The sequence below is a fragment of the Streptomyces rubiginosohelvolus genome (assembly GCF_014649875.1).
GTDB lineage: Bacteria > Actinomycetota > Actinomycetes > Streptomycetales > Streptomycetaceae > Streptomyces > Streptomyces rubiginosohelvolus.
Window position 1 is genome coordinate 98,629 of record NZ_BMTW01000014.1, and the last position, 18,435, is coordinate 117,063.

Here is an 18,435-nt window from a genome sequence, read left to right on the forward strand (position 1 = left end):
TTTATCGACCGGCGCCGACAGCTCAGCCGGGAGGCCAGTGCCCACCCGTCCCGGCCAGCCGTTTCTCCTCGCGCCGCTGGGCCCGGCGGCGCAGGAAGCGGCGGATCCGGGAGGCCAGGAAGAACACGGTGACGATCCCGAGCACCAGCAGCACGGCCGCGATCACAGCGGCGGCGATCGGATTGAATATCGCGAAGGTGATGACCCCCGCGACCCCGAGGTCCTCGGCGATGCTCATCCCGACGTTGCTGAAGGGCTCCGGGGAGGTGTTGACGGCCATCCGCGTACCGGCCTTCACCAGATGGCTCATCAGCGCCGTGGACCCGCCGATCGCCCCGGCCGCCAGCTCCGGCAGCGATCCGCTCTCCCCGGCCAGCAGCGCGGCCACCACCGCCCCGGCGACCGGCCGGATCACGGTGTGCGCGGTGTCCCAGACCGAGTCCACGTAGGGGATCTTGTCCGCGATCGCCTCGCAGAGGAACAGCACACCGGCCACGATCAGGACGTCGGTGCGCTGGAGTGCGGCGGGCACCTCGTCGGAGACGCCGGTCGCGCCGAACAGGCCGAGCAGCAGGACCACCGCGTACGCGTTGACCCCGCTCGCCCAGCCGCTGGTGAACACGAGAGGGATGACAGACACGCAGGCGATCGTAACGACCCCCTGCCGGAGCCGGGTGAGGTCGCGGGCGCAGCCCTGAGTATCCGTACCTAGGCGCACAGATGAGTACCTGCGCGGATAGGCCCCGACCTGCGGGGACGGCAGAGTGATGACCACGGAAGGGGCGCTGCGCCAGGACCGCCGGCACGGGGCGGCGGAACGGTGCGGTTCCCCCGACGCAACGGGGGTGCGCGACGGAGCCCGGGGGCCACGGGGGACATACGGGGTCACGGGGAACGGGTTTCCGGATGCACGGAAGACGCCGGTCCGATGATGTTCGCGGGGGATGCGAACCTCATCGGCCGGCGTCTTCGGCTTTCCCGGCGCCTTCGCGGGAGTTGCGGCCTCAGTGCCCGCTGACCCGCCCGTGCAGCAGCAGGGACAGCGCCGAGTGGACCTCGTCGATCGAGCGCTCCGGCTGGAACGCCTGCCAGTCCAGCGCCGCCACCAGCACCATCCCGACCAGCGCGGCCGCCGTCAGCGGGATGTCGATCTCCTCGCTCAGCTCACCGCTGCGCACCGCGTCGCGCAGGACGCCCTCGACGACCGCCACGGCCTCCTGACGCACCACCAGCAGCGTGGACTGCCAGGCGCGGTTGGTGCGCCAGAGCTCGGCCACGTACAGCTGGGTGAAGGCCGGGTAGCGGTCGATGAAGGCGAGCCCGGCCCGGATCATCGCGTCCAGCGCCTCGACCCGGGTGCCGCCCCGCTCCTCGGACTCCTCGGCGGCGGCCCGCAGCGAGGCGGTGAGCAGTCCCACGCCGTGCCGGAGCAGCTCCTCGAACAGCTCGGTCTTGCTCTTGAAGTTGTAATAGACCGTGCCCTTGGCGACCCCGGCCCGCTCGGCGATCTCGTCGACCGTGGTCGCCGAGAAGCCCTTCTCGGCGATGAGCGTCACCGCCGCCTCGTAGAGCCTCTGCCGGGTGGCCTGGCGGCGCGTGGTGCCACTGCTTTCCATGGGGCCGATTCTTCCAGGCCCGGGCGAACCCGGGGACGCGACCGCGGGCGCGCTCACAGGCTCAGCTCCGGGTGCAGCCGGCTCAGGCTCCACACCTGCTTGCGGCGGGCGGTGAACGCGGTCAGGGCGAGCGCGCCGACCGTGAAGGCAGCCAGCACCGCGCAGCCCAGCCAGACCGGGGTGAGCGGACCGCCCGTGATCAGCCTGCGCAGCCCCTCGACGACGTACGTCATGGGGAGGTAAGGGTGGATCGCGCCGAAGAATCCGGGGCTCGTCTGGACGGGGTAGGTGCCCCCGGCCGAGGTCAGCTGGAGCATCAGCACCACCAGCACCAGGATCCGCCCGGCCGCCCCGAAGCAGGCGTTCAGCCACTGCACGATCGCGGCGAAGCAGCAGGTCACCAGGGCCAGGAAGCCGATCGTTCCGGCCGCGTGGGCCATCTGGAGACCGAGGCCCCAGTGGAGGACGGCCATCAGGGCGCCGACCTGGGCCGTACCGATGGCGGCGACCGGGAGCCAGCCGGCGAACGCGATCCGCCACGAGGAGGCCCCGGCGGCGAGCGCCCGCCGGTTCATCGGCTGGATCAGCATGTACGCCACCATCGCGCCGACCCACAGGGACAGCGGGATGAAGTACGGGGCGAAGCCGGTGCCGTAGTTGGGGGCCTCGTGCAGCGACTTGGAGGCCAGCTGGACGGGGTCGGCCATGACGTCGGTCCGCGCGTCGCGGTCCTTCTTGTCGTAGTCCGGGATCTTCTCCACGCCGTCGTTGAGGCCCTGCGCCAGCTCGGCCGAGCCGTCGCCGAGCCGGAAGAGCCCGCCGTCCAGGTTCTCCGCGCCGGTCTTCAGCTTGCCGACGCCGGTGTCCAGGTTGCTGGAGCCGGTCTGCGCGGTGCCGAGGCCCGTGTGCAGCGCCTGCGCGCCCTTGGCGACCTTCTTGGCCCCGGAGTTGAGCTCGTTGACCTTGCCCACGGCCGTCGCCAGGTCGTCGTCGAGCGTCGGGGCGCGCTTGGCGAGCGCCTCGGCCTGCTTCTGGAAGGTGGCCAGCTGGTTGCTCAGCTTCTTCAGATCGCCGTTCTGATTGGCGACCAGGGTGTTCACATCGGCGGCGATCTTCGCGGCGTCCTCGGCCGCGGCCTCGGCGCGCTCCAGCGGCGGGCAGGCCGTGGCGTCGGGCTCCTCGGCCTCCTCGCACTGGGTCCGGTGGATCTCGGCCAGCTCGTCGGCGGCCTTCCTGGCGCCGGACGCCGCGGCGGGCGCGGACTTCACCAGCACGTCGAGGTTGTGCCGTACGGCGCCCGAGGTGTCGGCGACCAGCCGGGCGGTGTCCTGGATGGACTTCCCGTTGTCCTTGAAGAACGGGCGTACGTCACCGGCGATCCCGTTGACCTTGTCGGCCAGGACCTGGGTGCCTCCGGCGACCTGCTGGGACCCGGTCGCGAGGTCGCGCGAGCCCTGGTTCAGCTTCACGATCCCGTCGGAGAGCTTCTTGCTGCCCGCCTTGGAGTCCTTGAGGCCGTCCGCGAGGTCCTTGGAGCCCTGCTTGGCCTTCGAGATGCCGCCCTTGAGGTCGTCGGCGCCCTTGGCCGCCTCGGCGGTCTTGTCGTGCAGATCGGAGAAGTTGATGAAGATGCGGTCCAGGAAACCCCGGGAGGCGTTCGTGGAGGCGGCGTTGCGCACCTCGCCGAAGACCGTCTTCGAGATCTGCCCGACGATGTAGTTGTTGGCGTCGTTCGTCCGCACCTGGAGCGCGCCGGTCTCGGGGGAGTCCCCGCCGCTGGACGCGATCTTCTCGCTGAAGTCCGACGGCATCGTCAGCGAGAGGTAGTACGTGCCCTCCTCGACGCCCTTCTCGGCCTCGGCGGAGCCGACCTCGTGCCAGGCGAAGACCTTGGAGTCGAGCAGCTTCTCACTGATCTCGTCCCCGGCGGTGATCCGCTTGCCGCCGCTGGAGGCCCCCTTGTCGTTGTTGACGAGGGCGACGGGCAGCTTGTCGAGCTTGCCGTACGGGTCCCAGAACGAGCACAGGTACAGGGCGCCGTAGAGCAGCGGCAGGAGCAGCAGGGCGACGAGCGCGGCGGCCGGCAGCTTGCCCCGGCCGAACCGCTTCAGCTCAAGCGCGGCGAGCTTCGGCGAACGCATCGGCCGTCTCCTCTTCGGTGGTGGGTCCCTCGGCGGCGGGCTCTTCGGTGGCCGGTTCTCGGACGCCGGCTTCGTCGTCGGCCGGTGCGGTGGCCGGTTCTTCGGCGCCGGCCTCTCCGCCGGCCGGTGCGGTGCGCACGACCTGGGTGTTCCCGGGGGCCTCGCTGCACACGGCGAGCACCGTCGTCCCGGCGTCGGCCACGGAGCGCAGCAGCGCCCAGGCCTGCTCGCGTTCGGCGTCCGAGAGCTTGAGGTCGGTGTCGTCGACGGCCAGCAGCCGGGGCCTGCCGATCAGCGCCAGCGCGACGGACAGCCGCAGCGCCTCAAGACGCTCCAGGTCGCGTACGGAGGTGCGCCCCGACTTCGGCAGGGTGGCGGGGTCGAACCCCGCGGCCTCCAGGGCCTCGTCCACCCGGGCCTCGGCGGCGGCCCGGCGCTCGGTGCGCGGGCGCAGCAGGGCGCGCAGGGGGGAGCCGTAGCGGCCCTGGAGCAGGGCGCGTTCGCCCAGGTGCTCGGCGACGGTGAAGGCGGGGTCCAGCTCACTGACGCCCGGCACCGGACCCAGGGCGGCGATCCTGCGGACCGCGGCGGCCTGCTTCGGCAGGTGCAGCCCGCCGGTCTCCGCACGGCCCTCCGTGGTGCGCATCCGGCCGGTCAGGGCGAGCAGCAGGCAGGTGCGGCCCGACCCCGACGGGCCCTCGATGGCCACCAGTTCCCCCGGCTCGGCACTGAACGTCACGTTCCGGAAGACCCTGCCGCGCGGTCCTTCCAGTCCGAAGTCCTCGGCGCTCACAGCCGCGCCGTGCGGGCTCTCCACAGACCCTCCCCTTTTGAACTGACCAGTCAGTTCAAAAGGTAGCCCGAGCATGCGCCCGAAAGCAAAGTCGCTGCTCAAAGCGGGTACACGGCCGATTGTCAGTGGTGGCCGCCACCATGGACACAGACGGCCACGGAGCCGTCACACGACGACAGGAGGTTCGTCATGGCCAGCTCGTCCGCAGCAGCCGCACCGCGGCGCCGCGCAGTCAGCCCTGCCCCCTCACTGACCGGCGCCTCCAGCGATGTCCATCCCGTGCTGCGCCGGGCCTCGGCGCCGCCGGCCGCACTCGACCTGCTCGCCAAGGCCCGTTCCGGCCTCGACGAGGCCGCCGGGCTCCCCGAGCCCAACGAGCGGTACGCCACCGCCCACCTCGCCGCCCTGCGCACCGCGGCGGCCGTGCTGGCCGCCCGCGGCCGCCCCGAGACGAACAAGCGCCACCGCGACCGCATCCGCAGCGCCTGGGAAGTCCTCCCGGAGATAGCTCCCGAACTGACCGAGTGGAGCGACCTCTTCGCCTCCGGCGCCGAGCGCCGGGCCCGTGCCGAGGCGGGCATGCCGGGAGCAGCGAGCGGACGCGACGCCGACGACCTGCTGCGCGACGCGGCCATGTTCCTGCGCCTGGTGGAACGGCTCCTCGTGCTCCAGCCGGTCCTCCCGCAACCCCGGCAGGAGTCGCCGGGCGGCGGGTGACCTCGACGGCGGGGCGAGGCAATAGGGTGGTGACCACTCACATCGCCACCCGCACTGTTCACGCTCCGCCGTCCCCGGCGGCATCGTGCCGAGGAGACATCTGCCGTGTCGGACCAGCCGCGCCCCCGCGCCTCTCTCCGTACCGCCGTGGTCTGGGAGGTCCTCAAGGAGGCCCTGGACCGTCAGGTCAAGGCGACCGGCAGGGATGCCCTGGATGTTCTGGACACCGGCGGCGGCACCGGCAACTTCGCCGTGCCCGCGGCCAAGCTCGGCCACCGGGTCACCGTCGTCGACCCCAGCCCCAACGCCCTCTTCGCGCTGGAGCGCCGCGCGGCCGAGGCCGGGGTCGCCGACCGGGTCCGGGGAGTCCAGGGCGACATCCTCGGCCTGTTCGACGTCGTGGAGCGCGACGGTTTCGACGCGGTGCTCTGCCACGGCGTCCTGGAGTACGTCGACGAGCCCGCCGAGGGCGTACGCAACGCGGTCGAGGCGCTGCGGCCCTCCGGCGCGCTCAGCCTGCTCGCCGCCGGCCTCGGCGGAGCCGTTCTGGCCCGCGCGCTCGCCGGACACTTCACCGAGGCCCGGCAGGCGCTCACCGACCCGGCCGGCCGCTGGGGCGAGGGCGACCCGGTGCCGCGCAGGTTCACCGCCGAGCAGCTCTCCGACCTGGTCTCCGATGCCGGGATGGAGATCACCGCGGTGCACGGCGTCCGGGTCTTCGCCGACCTCGTGCCGGGCGTCCTGGTGGACACCGAGCCCGGCGCCGTGGAAGCGCTCCTCAAGCTCGAAGCGGCCGCCGCCGAGCAGCCCGCGTTTCACTCGGTCGCCACCCAGCTGCACGTTCTGGGCGAGAAGCGCCACTGATCAGCAACGAAGCTGCGCACGGACTGGGACTCAGGACCCCCGTACAGGGCGTAAGCCCCGTATGATCGGGTGACACCATCCGGCATGGCGGATCGGTCGTCGGGGAATCTACGCCTCAGCAGCCGAGCCGACATAGCGGTCCGGACTGGCTGAACGCTAGAGGGCGGGTTTCACGGGGGCGAATCCCTGCCTATCCTGGAAGGGCCGCATACCGGTCGCCCCCGCGGCCGACGACGAGGAGGATCCCGTGCCGCTCTCGGAGCACGAGCAGCGCATGCTCGAGCAGATGGAGCGAGCGCTGTACGCCGAAGATCCCAAGTTCGCGACAGCGCTCGAGGGAAGCGGGCTGCGTACGTACACCCGTAAAAGGGTCTATCAGGCGGTCGCAGGCTTCCTGGTGGGTATCGCGCTCCTCATGGCCGGAATGGTCGCCCAGCAGATCTGGATCAGCGTGGTGGGGTTCCTCGTCATGCTCGGCTGCGCCGTGCTCGCGGTCACCGGTTGGCGCAAGGCGCCCAAGCCCGGTGAACAGCAGCCGGCCGCCGCAGGTGGCGGGGACAGCGGCGCACGCCGCCGACCGAGACAACGCCGGTCGATGATGAACCGCATCGAGCAGCGGTGGCAGCGCCGCCGCGACGAACAGGGCCAGTAGTACGCATCGGCCCTGTTCTTCCCGCGCAGGGCCGGGCGATGGTACGACGCAGGACACCGATGGGTGAGGGGCGGCCGCATTTTCGCGGCCGCCCCTCAGCCGTTGCCGGACGGCGCCCCGGGCGGTAGACGGCCCACGCCCGCGCGGCAGAGCCGAGCTGGACCCGACGGGCCTCCGGTGGAGCAGAGAGCCCCCGGCCCGGAAACCCGTTGACGGTGTCCGGACCAAAGGCTCTACCGGGCGAGGCCCCTGCCCGCCTCAGCCGTGCTGGCGTGTGAGGCGGCGCAGCCGGGCCGTCCAGCGACCGGCTCCCGCCCGGCCCGCCCACCGCTCAGCGAGCGCCGTCCGGCGGTCGGCGACGGCCCACACCACCCGGACGGACGAGCGGGGCAGAAGCGTTGCCCGCAGCCGGGTGCCACGGCCCGCCGATCCCCGCAGACCCGCCCGCACCGCCGACGCGTCCTCGGCCAGGCCGGCCGCCGGGCGCGGCTCGGGGGCGTACAGCACCTGCTCCACCGAGCCCGCGATCCGGTGCACCGCCTCGGCGGCGGTGGTGTCGAGCCGGCCCAGCCGCACGATCCGGGCCGCCGCCTTCCGGGGCGTCAGCGAGTCGTCCGGAGCGATGCCGTGGTCCCACGCCGTGTCGGTGATCTCCCGCCAGGCGGCCAGCGTCCGCGCCGCGGCGTCGGCGGGCGTCCGGCCCCCGGAGCCCAGCCGGCGGTTTCTCGTCCGGCTCCGCCACAACAGCGGTGACAACGGCAGCACCAGGACCAGGACCGCCGCGAGAACCACCAGCAGCACCGTCCCGAGCGGGGTGCCCCGGTCGGTCGGCGCCGCCGCCCCCGCCGCCTGCGAGGGTCCGCACCCGCCTTCCTGGCGCAGCTGCGGCGGGCAGCTGTCGTCGGCGGAGGGGAGGGCGGACGGTTCGGTGGAGGTGTCCGCGGAGGGCTCGGCCGCGTCGCTCGCGGTGTCCGTGGGGACCTCGGGCCGGGTCCACGAGGGGGTGCTGCCCCGGCTCGGGGTGGGCTCGAACCGGGTCCACCCGACGCCCTCGAAATACAGCTCGGGCCAGGCGTGCGCGTCGCGCAGCCCGACCGAGATCGCCCCGTCCGACTTCATGGTGCCCGGGGTGAAGCCCACCGCGACCCGGGCCGGGATGCCCAGCGTCCGGGCCATCGCGGCCATCGAGAACGAGAAGTGGACGCAGAAGCCCTCCTTGTCACGGAGGAACCGGGCGATGGCGGACGACCCCGTGCCCGAGGTGACCGTCGTGTCGTAGGTGAAGCCGCCCTCGGAGGCGAACCAGTCCTGGAGCTTCACGGCCCGCTCGTAGGCGTTGGCCGAGCCCTCCGTCACCTGCGCGGCGGTCTCGGCGACCACCTCCGGAAGCGAGCCGGGGAGCTGGGTGTACTCGCGGCGCAGCTCCTCGGGCGGCGGACCCGAGGCCGCGAGCTGCTCCGCCGTGGGCTCGACGACCAGACTGCCGACCTCGTACTGCGCGCCGCGCGTGGTCTGCCCGTCGTCGCCGACCAGGGTGCGGCCCTCGGGTTCGTACCGCCAGCGGCCGCCGACGCGGACCTCGCTCGCCGGGTAGGGGAGCGGCAGATACGTCTGCTGGTAGGAGCGCGAGGCGGAGATGTTCGTCCGGACCTCCGTGACCGAGACGTCCGCGCCGAGCCCGGTGGGCTGGGGAAGGCGGTCGGGCACGTCCGTCAGCCGCCGGGTGGAGGAGCGCCACTCGCTGCCGTTGAACTCGTCCAGGGCCAGGATCCGGAGATAGAGGTTCTGCGGGTTCTCGATGTTGCTGCGGTACGTCATCACCTCCCGGTTCTCCGGCTGGTTGAGGTTGTTCTGGAGCGAGACCAGCGGATTCACCGCGGAGATGGTGCCGCCGCCGCTGCCCTTGCCGTTCCCCGGGCCGTTGCCGCCGAGCAGGCCGCTGTCCAGCGCGGGCAGGGCGAGGGGGGCCACCAGGGCGATACCGAGCGCCAGCACGCCGATCCGCCGCCCGGTGCGGACGGGGGAGGACCCGCCGCTCACCCCGGACAGTCCGTCGGTCAGACCGCCCTTGGTCCGCGAGGCCCCGCCGAAGACACGGCCCCACTGGGAGAACCGGTCCCGGCCCTCGGCCAGCAGGAGCAGCAGATAGCCGGAGGCGGCCAGCAGGAACCACACCCAGCCCGCCCCGCCGTCGGAGAGGCCGGCCGCGACCGAATACAGGGCGAGGAGCGGCAGCCCGGCCGGGGCCGCGCTGCGGAAGGTCACCGCCATGGCGTCCACGACGAGACCGATCAGGATCACCCCGCCGACCACCATCAGCTTGATGCCGTCGGTCAGCGGGGCCGGGGTGGAGTACGTACCGACGTCCTCGCCGCCCGCCACCAGCAGCTCACCGAGCCGCATGACGGCCTGCGGTCCCGGCAGGACCCCCAGCAGGGCGTGGTCCCGCGCGAACACCAGCGTCAGCAGCACCAGGGTGACCAGCGCCTGGGCGGCGACGGTCAGCGTCCGGGCCAGCGGCACCCGGCGCGCCAGGGCGCCCACCCCGCTCTGCACGCCGAGCAGCACCGCCGCCTGCACCAGCCAGCCGACCCCCTCCACCAGCGGGATCAGCGCCCCCGCGGCGAGCAGTGTCGCCGCATAGGCGCTCAGCGCCAGCCTGGCCCGTCCGCTCATGACCATCCCCCCGGGAAACCGTTCGGGCCGCCGCTCGGGGCGGATGGTGTGTCCGTACGCATCCCGCCGGCCAGCTGCCACAGCTCGGGCAGCTCGTCACCCGGCTCCACCGGCACCGCCGTCCAGCCGGATTCGCGCAACCGTCGCAGCCGGTCGTCGGCCGCGTCCGCCGCGCTCTCGTCGCCTGCCCAGGCAGCGCTGTCCAGGACGAACGCGACCCCGGCGCCCGCGCGCTGCCGCATCCGGGCCGCGACCGCGGTCTGCTCCTCGTCCAGATCGCCGAAGAAGGCGATGAGCAGCCCCTCGTTGCCACCGCGCAGCACGTCATGGGCGCGGCTGAGGCCCCCGCCGTCGGAGTGGCCGACGACGGCGAGCGTGTCGAGCATCAGTCCCGCCGAGTCCGCGGACTCCTGGGTCGAGCCCGCGTAGCCGTCGGTCCCCTCGCCGGGCACCGCGTTCCCGTCGTCGGTGAGGAGCCGGACGGCGAAGCCGCGCTCCAGCATGTGCACGAGGGCGGAGGCCGCCCCCGAGACCGCCCATTCGAACGCCGAGTCGGGGCCGGCGCCCTGGTAACCGATCTGCCGGGTGTCCAGCAGGACCGTGCATCTGGCCCGCTGCGGCTGTTCCTCGCGGCGCACCATCAGCTCGCCGTGGCGCGCGGTGGAGCGCCAGTGGACCCGGCGCAGATCGTCGCCGTGCCGGTAGCCGCGCGGAATGATGTCGTCCTCACCGGCGAGCGCCAGCGAGCGCTGCCGCCCGTCGCCGTACCCGGAGGCCTCGCCCGCCAGCCGCAGCGCGGGCAGCGGCACCGTGCGCGGGATGACGACGAGGGTGTCGTACGCACTGAAGGAACGCGTCAGCTCGCACATCCCGAAGGGGTCGCTGAGCCGCAGCTGCAACGGGCCCAGCGGATAGCGGCCGCGCAGGTCGGAGCGGACCCGGTAGGACACCTCGCGCCGGCCGCCCGACTCCACCCGGTCCAGGACGAAGCGGGGGCGCGGGCCCAGCACGTACGGCACGCGGTCCTGGAGCATCAGCAGACCGGTGGGCAGCCGGGAGACGTTCTCCATCCGCAGATGCACCCGGGCCTCCGCGCCCGCCGGTACTCGGGACGGTGAGAGGCGCCGGGTGCCCGTGACCCGGTAGCGGGTGCGGTAGAGCACGGTCACACAGACCAGCGGCAGCACGGCGAGCAGCAGCCCGACCCGCAGCAGGTCGTCCTGGCCCAGGACGTACGCGCAGACGGCGGCGGCAAGACCGGCGGCCAGGAACGAGCGCCCCCGGGTGGTCAGTCCGCCCAGGGCCGTCCGGAGACCGCCCTTCCGCCCGCCGTCCTCCACGGCGCCGGGCTCGCCGGCCGCCATCACAGCCGCCGTGACCCGGGCTGCTGCTGGTGGTACAGCGGGCGGCCCGGCTCCTGCGCGGGCGGCGCGGTGCCGCCGGCCGAGGTCGGTACGGGGATGCGCTGGATGATCTCCCCGACCACCTGCTCCGCCGTGCGGCGGTTCAGCTGGGCCTGGGCGGTCGGCAGCAGCCGGTGCGCGAGCACCGGGGTGGCCAGAGCCTGGACGTCGTCCGGCAGGGCGTAGTCGCGCCCGCTGAGCGCGGCGGACGCCTTCGCGGCGCGCAGCAGATGCAGCGTCGCGCGCGGGGAGGCGCCGAGCCGGAGGTCGGGGTGGGTGCGGGTGGCCGCGACGAGCTCCACGGCGTAACGCCGCACGGCGTCGGCGACATGCACCGTACGGACGGCGTCGATCAGCTTCACGATGTCGTGGGCGTGGGCCACCGGCTGGAGGTCGTCCAGCGGGGAGAGGCCCCCGTGCACATCGAGCATCTGGAGCTCGGCCTCCGGGCTCGGGTAGCCGATGGAGACCCGGGCCATGAAGCGGTCGCGCTGGGCCTCGGGCAGCGGGTAGGTGCCCTCCATCTCGACCGGGTTCTGCGTGGCCACCACCATGAACGGGTCGGGCAGCTCGTAGGTGTGCCCGTCGATGGTGACCTGGCGCTCCTCCATCGACTCCAGCAGCGCCGACTGGGTCTTCGGCGAGGCGCGGTTGATCTCGTCGCCGATCACGATCTGGGCGAAGATCGCGCCCGGCTTGAACTCGAAGTCCCGTCGCTGCTGGTCGAAGATCGACACGCCGGTGATGTCCGAGGGCAGCAGGTCCGGCGTGAACTGGATCCGCCGCACCGAACAGTCGATGGACCGCGCCAGCGCCTTGGCCAGCATGGTCTTGCCGACCCCGGGGACGTCCTCGATGAGGAGATGCCCCTCGGCGAGCAGCACGGTCAGCGATAGCCGTACGACCTCGGGCTTGCCCTCGATCACACCCTCCACCGACCTGCGCACCCGCTCTGCGGTGGTGGTCAGATCAGTGAGGCTCGCTCGATCGTCATAGGTCGTCACCCGGCCCTCCTCGGCCCTTTTGCGCAGGGGCCGTCGCGCGTACCCGCGCGGCCCACCCCGGAAAATCGGACACCCCTCCGGAAGACCCGGGGGAGGTCACACCCGCATTCTTGTTGCCGTTACCGCTTCGTGTCACTCGCCTGTGGATAAGTGGGTGTGAAAAGGCAGTGTCTGTCACGATTCCGGCGCCGCGGGACACGGCGATGCGTGCGTGAGGTGCAGCAGAGGGCCGGGAGGCGACGGGGGATCCGTTCAGGAAACGGAGTCGATCTCCCGCAGCAGACCGGTGGTCACGTCGAAGACGAAGCCGCGCACGTCGTCGGTGTGCAGCAGGAACGGCGAGGTCCGCACCCGCTGCATCGACTGGCGCACGTCCTGGTCGGCGTCCGTGTAGGCCTCCACGGCCCAGGCCGGACGCTGGCCCACCTCGCGCTCCAGGTCCTGCCGGAAGTCCTCGGTGAGGGACTCCAGACCGCAGTTGGTGTGGTGGATGAGGACCACGCTGCGGGTGCCGAGCGCCCGCTGGCTGATGGTGAGCGAGCGGATCACGTCCTCGGTGACCACACCGCCCGCGTTGCGGATGGTGTGACAGTCACCGAGCTCCAGGCCGAGCGCGGCGTGCAGGTCGAGACGGGCGTCCATGCAGGCGACCACGGCGACCTGGAGGACGGGGCGCGCGTCCATGCCCGGGTCGCGGAAGTCCTTCGCGTACTCGGAGTTCAGCGCGACGAGGCGGTCGGTGACCTGGCCCCCCTCGCGGACCGCCGCAGCGGTGGACGTCACGGACTCGGCGGGGGAGTGAGCAGAAGTCGACATGGCTACGACGTTAGCCTTCCCACCTGGCCCGGGCGGGCTGTGAGAGCGGACAAAGAACGTCAACACGGCTTGTTGTGAGCTAACCCACAGGCCCCCGTGGACGCACCCGTTCGGGTGAGTTCGCCGCATCCGGTCGGGTGGCGCGACGCGCTGCGCGGTTCGTTGATCGCGAATCGATCGAATGGCAGGGTGGACTAAAGTAACGCGAAGTCAACACCCGCAATCCCGCTCCACTGCCCCATCGCACCCCCCCGCACCTCCTGCATATTCCGTATTTCCCCCGTGATGTGCGGCGTACGTGCGACCCGGCCCTCTCCCGCTCTCGGTCGGCCGACGCCCCTTCCCCGGCGCCGGCGGGCCTCCCCTTCAGAGCGGGCGGGGACCAGGACGTACGTGCCGGCCGCGGGACAGAGCCTGAGAGGGCGCATTGAGCCAGACCCGACACGTCCCGGTGATGCTCCAGAGGTGTCTGGACCTGCTGGCCCCGGCTCTCCAGGACCCGGCCCACCCGCAGCCCGTGGTCGTCGACTGCACCCTCGGCCTCGGCGGGCACAGCGAGGCCCTGCTCGCCGCGTTCCCCACCGCCCGGCTGGTCGCCCTGGACCGCGACAAGGAGGCGCTCCGCCTCTCCGGCGAACGGCTCGCCCCCTTCGGCGACCGGGCCACCCTCGTCCACGCGGTCTACGACGAACTCCCCGAGGTCCTCGCGCGGCTCGGAATCCCGAAGGTCCAGGGCGTCCTGTTCGACCTCGGTGTCTCCTCCATGCAGCTGGACGAGGCCGACCGCGGCTTCGCCTACGCCCAGGACGCCCCGCTCGACATGCGCATGGACCAGTCCACCGGGATGGGCGCCGCCGAGGTGCTCAACACCTACCCGCCCGGCGAGCTCGTGCGGATCCTGCGCGCGTACGGCGAGGAGAAGCAGGCCAAGCGAATCGTCTCCGCGGTCGTGCGCGAGCGCGAGAAGGAGCCGTTCAGCAACAGCGCCCGGCTCGTCGAGCTGATCCGCGACGCGCTGCCCCAGGCCGCCAAGCGCACCGGCGGCAACCCCGCCAAGCGGACCTTCCAGGCCCTGCGCATCGAGGTCAACGGCGAGCTGAGCGTCCTGGAGCGGGCCATTCCGGCCGCCGTCGACAGCCTCGCCGTCGGCGGCCGCATCGCGGTGCTCTCGTACCACTCGCTGGAGGACCGGCTGGTCAAGCAGGTCTTCGCGGCCGGCGCCGCCAACACCGCGCCCCCCGGACTGCCCGTCGTCCCCGAGCGCTACCAGCCCCGGCTGAAGCAGCTCACCCGGGGCGCCGAGCTGCCCACCGAGGAGGAGGTCGCCGAGAACCGGCGCGCCGCCCCCGCCCGGCTGCGCGGCGCCCAGCGCATCCGCGAGGAGGAGCGATGAGCACCGGGGCCGGACACCGCAGCGGGGGAGTCGCGGGGTGAGCAAACCGGCCGCACCGCTGAAGGGGCGGGCCGCCCGGCTCGCCCGGCTGATGCCGTCCAGCGGGCCCAGCACCGCGGCCCGCACCCCCTTCGTCCTGCTGGTCGTCCTGCTCCTGGGCGGCGGACTCATCACCCTGCTCCTGCTGAACTCCGCGCTCAACGAGGGATCGTTCCGGCTCAGCGAGCTGAAGCGGGACACCACCGAGCTCACCGACGAGCAGCAGGCCCTCCAGCGCGACGTCGACAGCCGGTCCCAGCCCGACGCCCTGGAGAAGCGCGCCCGGGAGCTGGGCATGGTCCCCGGCGGCAGCCCCGCCTTCCTGAACCCCGACGGCACGGTCCGCGGCAAGCCCACGGAGGCGACCGCCCCGCCGCCCAGCCCGAGCCCCAGCCCCACCCCGAGCCCCAGCGCCTCACCGGACCCCGATGCCCCGGCGGCCGGGCCCTCGGCCTTCGGCGCGTCGGCCGGCGCCTCCGGCTCCCCGTCGCCCTCCGTATCCGCGACCACGCCCGACCCCGCAGCCGCCCCCGCGGCGGAGAACAGCCCGCCCCCGACGAGCCCCGGCAGGTGACGCAGTGCCGCCCAAGGAACCGCCGCGCCGCCGCGTACCCGGACCGGCCCGCCCCCGCAACGGGGCATCCGGATCCGGCCGCTCCGGCGCGCGCCCACCGGCCCGCCGCCCCCGCCCCGCCCCGGGGCGCACCCGGCGCGGCACCGCACCCCGCTCCCTGCGCCTCGGCAGCCCGCGCCCCCGGCTCCGGCTCGTCAGCCTCGGGCTGACGCTGGTCATGCTGGCCTTCGTGGCCCGGCTGCTCCAGGTCCAGGCCGTCGACGCCAGCGCGTACGCGGCCAAGGCCGAGAAGAACCGCTACCAGGAGTACACCGTCGCCGCCGAGCGCGGCGAGATCACCGACCGCAACGGCGTCGCGCTCGCCACCAGCGTCGACGCGCACAACATCACGGCCGACCCCAAGCTCTTCACACCCGAGGAGAGCAACGCCCCCGACGCCCCGCAGCAGGCCGCGGCGCTGCTCGCCCCCATCCTCGGCAAGGACGTCGACGAGCTGGTCGAGAAGCTCTCGAAGCCCAAGCTCCGCTACACCGTCCTCGCCTTCCGGCAGACCCCCCAGGTCTGGAAGCAGATCAAGGACCTCAAGGCCGTCTTCGCCGAGAAGGCGTCCGAGGACAAGCTGAAGGGCGGCCCCGGAGCCAACGTCCTGGGCGGTGTCCTCCAGGAGCCCACCACCAAGCGCGTCTACCCCAACGGGGATCTCGCCGCCGGGATACTGGGCTTCGTCAGCGCCGACGGCAAGGGCGGCGGCGGCCTGGAGTCCCAGCTGAACAAGGAGCTGGCGGGCGAGGACGGCAAGATCCGCTACGCCCAGGCGGGCGGCCGGCGGGTCCCCACCGCGGGCAGCAGCGAGATCCCGGCCGTGCCCGGCTCCGACATCGAGCTGACCATCGACCGCGACATCCAGTGGGCCGCGCAGAAGGCCATCAGCGACCAGGTCGAGAAGTCCAAGGCCGACCGGGGCTACGTCATCGTGCAGAACACGAAGACCGGCGAGCTGCTGGCCATGGCCAACTCACCCGGCTACGACCCCAACGACCTCTCCGAGGCCACCTCGGCCCAGCTCGGCAACGCGGCCCTCCAGGACGTGTACGAGCCCGGCTCCACCAGCAAGGTCATGTCGATCGCGGCCGTGCTGGAGGAGGGGGCCGCCACGCCCGGCACCCATGTCACCGTCCCCAACCGGCTGCACCGGGGCGACCGCCTCTTCAAGGACGACGTCGACCACCCCACCTGGTACCTCACGCTCAACGGGGTCCTCGCCAAGTCCAGCAACATCGGGACCATCCTGGCGACCGGTCAGCTCGGCAAGAGCCAGGCCGAGTCGAACAAGGTGCTCTACGACTACCTGCGGAAGTTCGGCCTCGGCAAGAAGACCGGGCTCGGCTACCCCGGCGAATCGCCCGGCCTGCTGGCCCACCCGAAGGACTGGTCGACCTCGCAGCAGTACACGATCCCCTTCGGCCAGGGCCTCTCCATCAACGCCGTCCAGGCCGCCTCGGTCTACTCCACGGTCGCCAACGGAGGCGTACGGGTCGCCCCCACCCTCGTACGCGGAACCAAGGGGTCCGACGACCGCTTCACCCCGGCCGAAGCCCCCGAGGAGAACCGGGTGGTCAGCGAGAAGACCGCCAAGACCCTGGCGACCATGCTGGAGTCCGTCGTCGACGACACCGAGGGGACCGGAACCAAGGCCGCCATCCCCGGCTACCGGGTCGCGGGCAAGACCGGAACCGCCAACCGGGTCGACCCCGTCCGCGGCGTCTACAAGGGCTACACCGCCTCCTTCGCCGGCTTCGCCCCCGCCGACAACCCGCAGGTCACCGTCTACTGCGCGATCCAGAACCCCACCAAGGGCAGCTACTTCGGAGGCCAGATCTGCGGCCCGATCTACAAGCAGGTCATGGAGTTCGCGCTCAAGACGCTCCAGACCCCACCGTCCGGCAGCAAGCCGCCCCGGCTGCCGGTGTCCTTCAAACCCGGCGAGTGAACACGGGGATGCGCGAGCATCTCCTCCAAGGGAACCCTCAGTGACAACGATCACCCCCGACCCCGGGAACCGGAACGAGAACCGCCGGAACCAGGGTCCCTCGCTTCGCGAGAGCCCGCACCGGCCCGGTACGCTCACCGCCGTGCCCCACGCTGATCAGTCCCAAACCTCTCAGAAGGACGCGCCTGTGACCTACCCGGGAGCGCCCCGACCGGACCGGCTCCGGCCCACCCCTCTCGGCGAGCTGGCCGACCGGCTCGGCGTCGAGACCGCCGGGAGCGGTGACGTCACCGGCATCACGCACGACTCGCGTGCCGTGCGGCCCGGCGACGTGTACGCGGCCCTGCCCGGCGCCCGTATGCACGGCGCCGACTTCGCGGCCCAGGCCGCGGGCCTGGGTGCCGTCGCCGTCCTCACCGACCCCAGCGGCGCCGAACGCGCCGCCGCCACCGGCCTCCCGGTCCTGGTCACCGAGAACCCGCGGGCCGTGATGGGCGAGCTGGCCGCCGACATCTACGGGCGGCCCGGCATCGGCCTGCTCCAGATCGGCATCACCGGAACCTCCGGCAAGACCACCACCGCGTACCTCGTCGAGGGCGGGCTGCGCGCCGCCGGACGCCCCACCGGGCTGATCGGCACGGTCGAGATGCGGATCGGCGACGAGCGCATCAAGTCCGAGCGCACCACCCCCGAAGCCACCGACCTCCAGGCCCTGTTCGCCGTCATGCGCGAACGCGGCGTCGAGGCCGTCGCGATGGAGGTCTCCAGCCACGCCCTCGTGCTCGGCCGGGTCGACGGCTGCGTCTTCGACGTCGCCGTCTTCAACAACCTCAGCCCGGAGCACATGGAGTTCCACTCCGGCATGGAGGACTACTTCCAGGCCAAGGCCCAGCTCTTCACCCCCGAGCGCAGCCACCGCGGCGTGGTCAACTTCGACGACGAGTACGGCCGCAGGCTCATCACCGAGTCCGGCGTCCCCGTCACCACCTTCTCCGCCGAGGGCCACCCGGACGCCGACTGGCACGCCGAGGACGTCGAGGTCGGACCGCAGGACAGCACCTTCACCGCCGTCGGCCCCAAGGGCGAGCGGATCACCGCCCGTGCCCCGCTGCCCGGCCCGTTCAACGTCGCCAACACCCTCGCCGCGATCGTCACGCTGGCCGTCGCGGGCGTCGACCCGCAGATCGCCGCCGACGGGGTCGCCGCCGTCCCCGGGGTCCCGGGCCGGCTGGAGCGGGTGGACGCCGGACAGCCCTACCTCGCCGTCGTCGACTACGCGCACAAGACCGACGCCGTCGAGTCCGTCCTGCGCTCCCTGCGCAAGGTCACCGAGGGCAAGGTGCACATCGTCCTCGGCTGCGGCGGCGACCGCGACACCACCAAACGCGGCCCGATGGGCGCCGCTGCGGCCCGGCTCGCCGACACCGCCGTCCTGACCTCCGACAACCCCCGCTCCGAGGACCCCCTCGCGATCCTCGCCGCGATGCTCTCCGGCGCCGCCGAGGTACCCGTCCACGAACGCGGCGACGTCCTGGTCGACGCCGACCGGGCCGCCGCCATCGCCGCCGCCGTCGCCCGCGCCGAACCGGGCGACACCGTCCTGGTGGCGGGCAAGGGCCACGAGCAGGGCCAGGACGTCCACGGAGTGGTCCGCGCCTTCGACGACCGCAAGGTCCTGCACACAGCCATCGAGCGGTCCCTGGCGCACCCCGGCGCCGACCGTGCCCCTCACCACGAGAACAACAGTCAGGGATGAC

The 18,435-nt window shown here is 72.6% G+C and carries 15 protein-coding genes; 7 read left to right on the forward strand and 8 right to left on the reverse strand.

The window, feature by feature from the left end; all coding sequences use genetic code 11:
* Positions 1-22: 22 nt before the first annotated feature.
* The 4 genes from IE134_RS26400 to IE134_RS26415 form a co-directional block, all read right to left on the reverse strand.
* Complete coding sequence (locus IE134_RS26400) at positions 23-640, reverse strand: DUF4126 domain-containing protein (protein WP_189431934.1); 618 nt, start codon at positions 638-640, stop codon at positions 23-25.
* A gap of 364 nt (positions 641-1,004) precedes the next feature.
* Positions 1,005-1,616, reverse strand: coding sequence for a TetR/AcrR family transcriptional regulator (locus IE134_RS26405; protein ID WP_006123872.1), 612 nt, complete (start codon positions 1,614-1,616; stop codon positions 1,005-1,007).
* A 53-nt stretch (positions 1,617-1,669) separates the two neighbouring features.
* Positions 1,670-3,757, reverse strand: a complete 2,088-nt coding sequence (locus IE134_RS26410) for a YhgE/Pip family protein (protein WP_189431936.1) — start codon at positions 3,755-3,757, stop codon at positions 1,670-1,672.
* Complete coding sequence (locus IE134_RS26415) at positions 3,729-4,574, reverse strand: ATP-binding cassette domain-containing protein (RefSeq protein WP_098895581.1); 846 nt, start codon at positions 4,572-4,574, stop codon at positions 3,729-3,731. Before IE134_RS26415 ends, IE134_RS26410 begins: the two co-directional genes overlap by 29 nt.
* 165 nt (positions 4,575-4,739) lie before the next feature.
* Between IE134_RS26415 and IE134_RS26420 the strand changes: the two genes are divergently transcribed.
* From IE134_RS26420 to IE134_RS26430, 3 genes are all read left to right on the forward strand, one after another.
* A complete protein-coding gene (locus IE134_RS26420; protein WP_089114882.1) occupies positions 4,740-5,267 on the forward strand; it encodes an SAV_6107 family HEPN domain-containing protein in 528 nt (175 codons plus the stop codon).
* Between the two features lie 105 nt (positions 5,268-5,372).
* Positions 5,373-6,131: a methyltransferase gene (locus tag IE134_RS26425; protein WP_010057876.1), complete on the forward strand. Its 759-nt coding sequence runs from the start codon at positions 5,373-5,375 to the stop codon at positions 6,129-6,131.
* Between the two features lie 247 nt (positions 6,132-6,378).
* Positions 6,379-6,783 carry an SCO2097 family morphological protein gene (locus IE134_RS26430; protein WP_006123866.1) on the forward strand — a complete coding sequence of 135 codons (405 nt, stop codon included), beginning with the start codon at positions 6,379-6,381 and terminating at the stop codon, positions 6,781-6,783.
* Positions 6,784-7,041: 258 nt separating this feature from the next.
* Here IE134_RS26430 and IE134_RS26435 read toward each other — a convergent pair whose 3' ends face one another.
* The 4 genes from IE134_RS26435 to IE134_RS26450 all read right to left on the reverse strand — a co-directional run bounded on the left by IE134_RS26435 (position 7,042) and on the right by IE134_RS26450 (position 12,682).
* Positions 7,042-9,459, reverse strand: coding sequence for a transglutaminase TgpA family protein (locus tag IE134_RS26435; RefSeq protein WP_098895585.1), 2,418 nt, complete (start codon positions 9,457-9,459; stop codon positions 7,042-7,044).
* On the reverse strand, positions 9,456-10,823 hold the full coding sequence (locus IE134_RS26440; protein ID WP_030718936.1) for a DUF58 domain-containing protein: 1,368 nt from the start codon (positions 10,821-10,823) through the stop codon (positions 9,456-9,458). The genes IE134_RS26435 and IE134_RS26440 overlap by 4 nt, the downstream gene beginning before the upstream one ends.
* Positions 10,823-11,866, reverse strand: coding sequence for an AAA family ATPase (locus IE134_RS26445; RefSeq protein WP_010057880.1), 1,044 nt, complete (start codon positions 11,864-11,866; stop codon positions 10,823-10,825). The genes IE134_RS26440 and IE134_RS26445 overlap by 1 nt, the downstream gene beginning before the upstream one ends.
* Before the next feature lie 252 nt (positions 11,867-12,118).
* Positions 12,119-12,682 carry a beta-class carbonic anhydrase gene (locus tag IE134_RS26450; RefSeq protein WP_030583443.1) on the reverse strand — a complete coding sequence of 188 codons (564 nt, stop codon included), beginning with the start codon at positions 12,680-12,682 and terminating at the stop codon, positions 12,119-12,121.
* 427 nt (positions 12,683-13,109) lie between these two features.
* On the opposite strand from IE134_RS26450, the gene rsmH reads away from it, so the two are divergent.
* The 4 genes from rsmH to IE134_RS26470 are packed head-to-tail and all read left to right on the forward strand — an operon-like array spanning position 13,110 to position 18,434.
* On the forward strand, positions 13,110-14,075 hold the full coding sequence (gene rsmH, locus IE134_RS26455) for a 16S rRNA (cytosine(1402)-N(4))-methyltransferase RsmH (RefSeq protein WP_098019068.1): 966 nt from the start codon (positions 13,110-13,112) through the stop codon (positions 14,073-14,075).
* Positions 14,076-14,112: 37 nt separating this feature from the next.
* Positions 14,113-14,688: a cell division protein FtsL gene (gene ftsL / locus IE134_RS26460; RefSeq protein ID WP_030718944.1), complete on the forward strand. Its 576-nt coding sequence runs from the start codon at positions 14,113-14,115 to the stop codon at positions 14,686-14,688.
* Between the two features lie 4 nt (positions 14,689-14,692).
* Complete coding sequence (locus tag IE134_RS26465; protein WP_030718946.1) at positions 14,693-16,678, forward strand: peptidoglycan D,D-transpeptidase FtsI family protein; 1,986 nt, start codon at positions 14,693-14,695, stop codon at positions 16,676-16,678.
* A 40-nt stretch (positions 16,679-16,718) separates the two neighbouring features.
* A complete protein-coding gene (locus IE134_RS26470; RefSeq protein ID WP_030718949.1) occupies positions 16,719-18,434 on the forward strand; it encodes a UDP-N-acetylmuramoyl-L-alanyl-D-glutamate--2,6-diaminopimelate ligase in 1,716 nt (571 codons plus the stop codon).
* The last annotated feature ends 1 nt before the right edge of the window (position 18,435 follow it).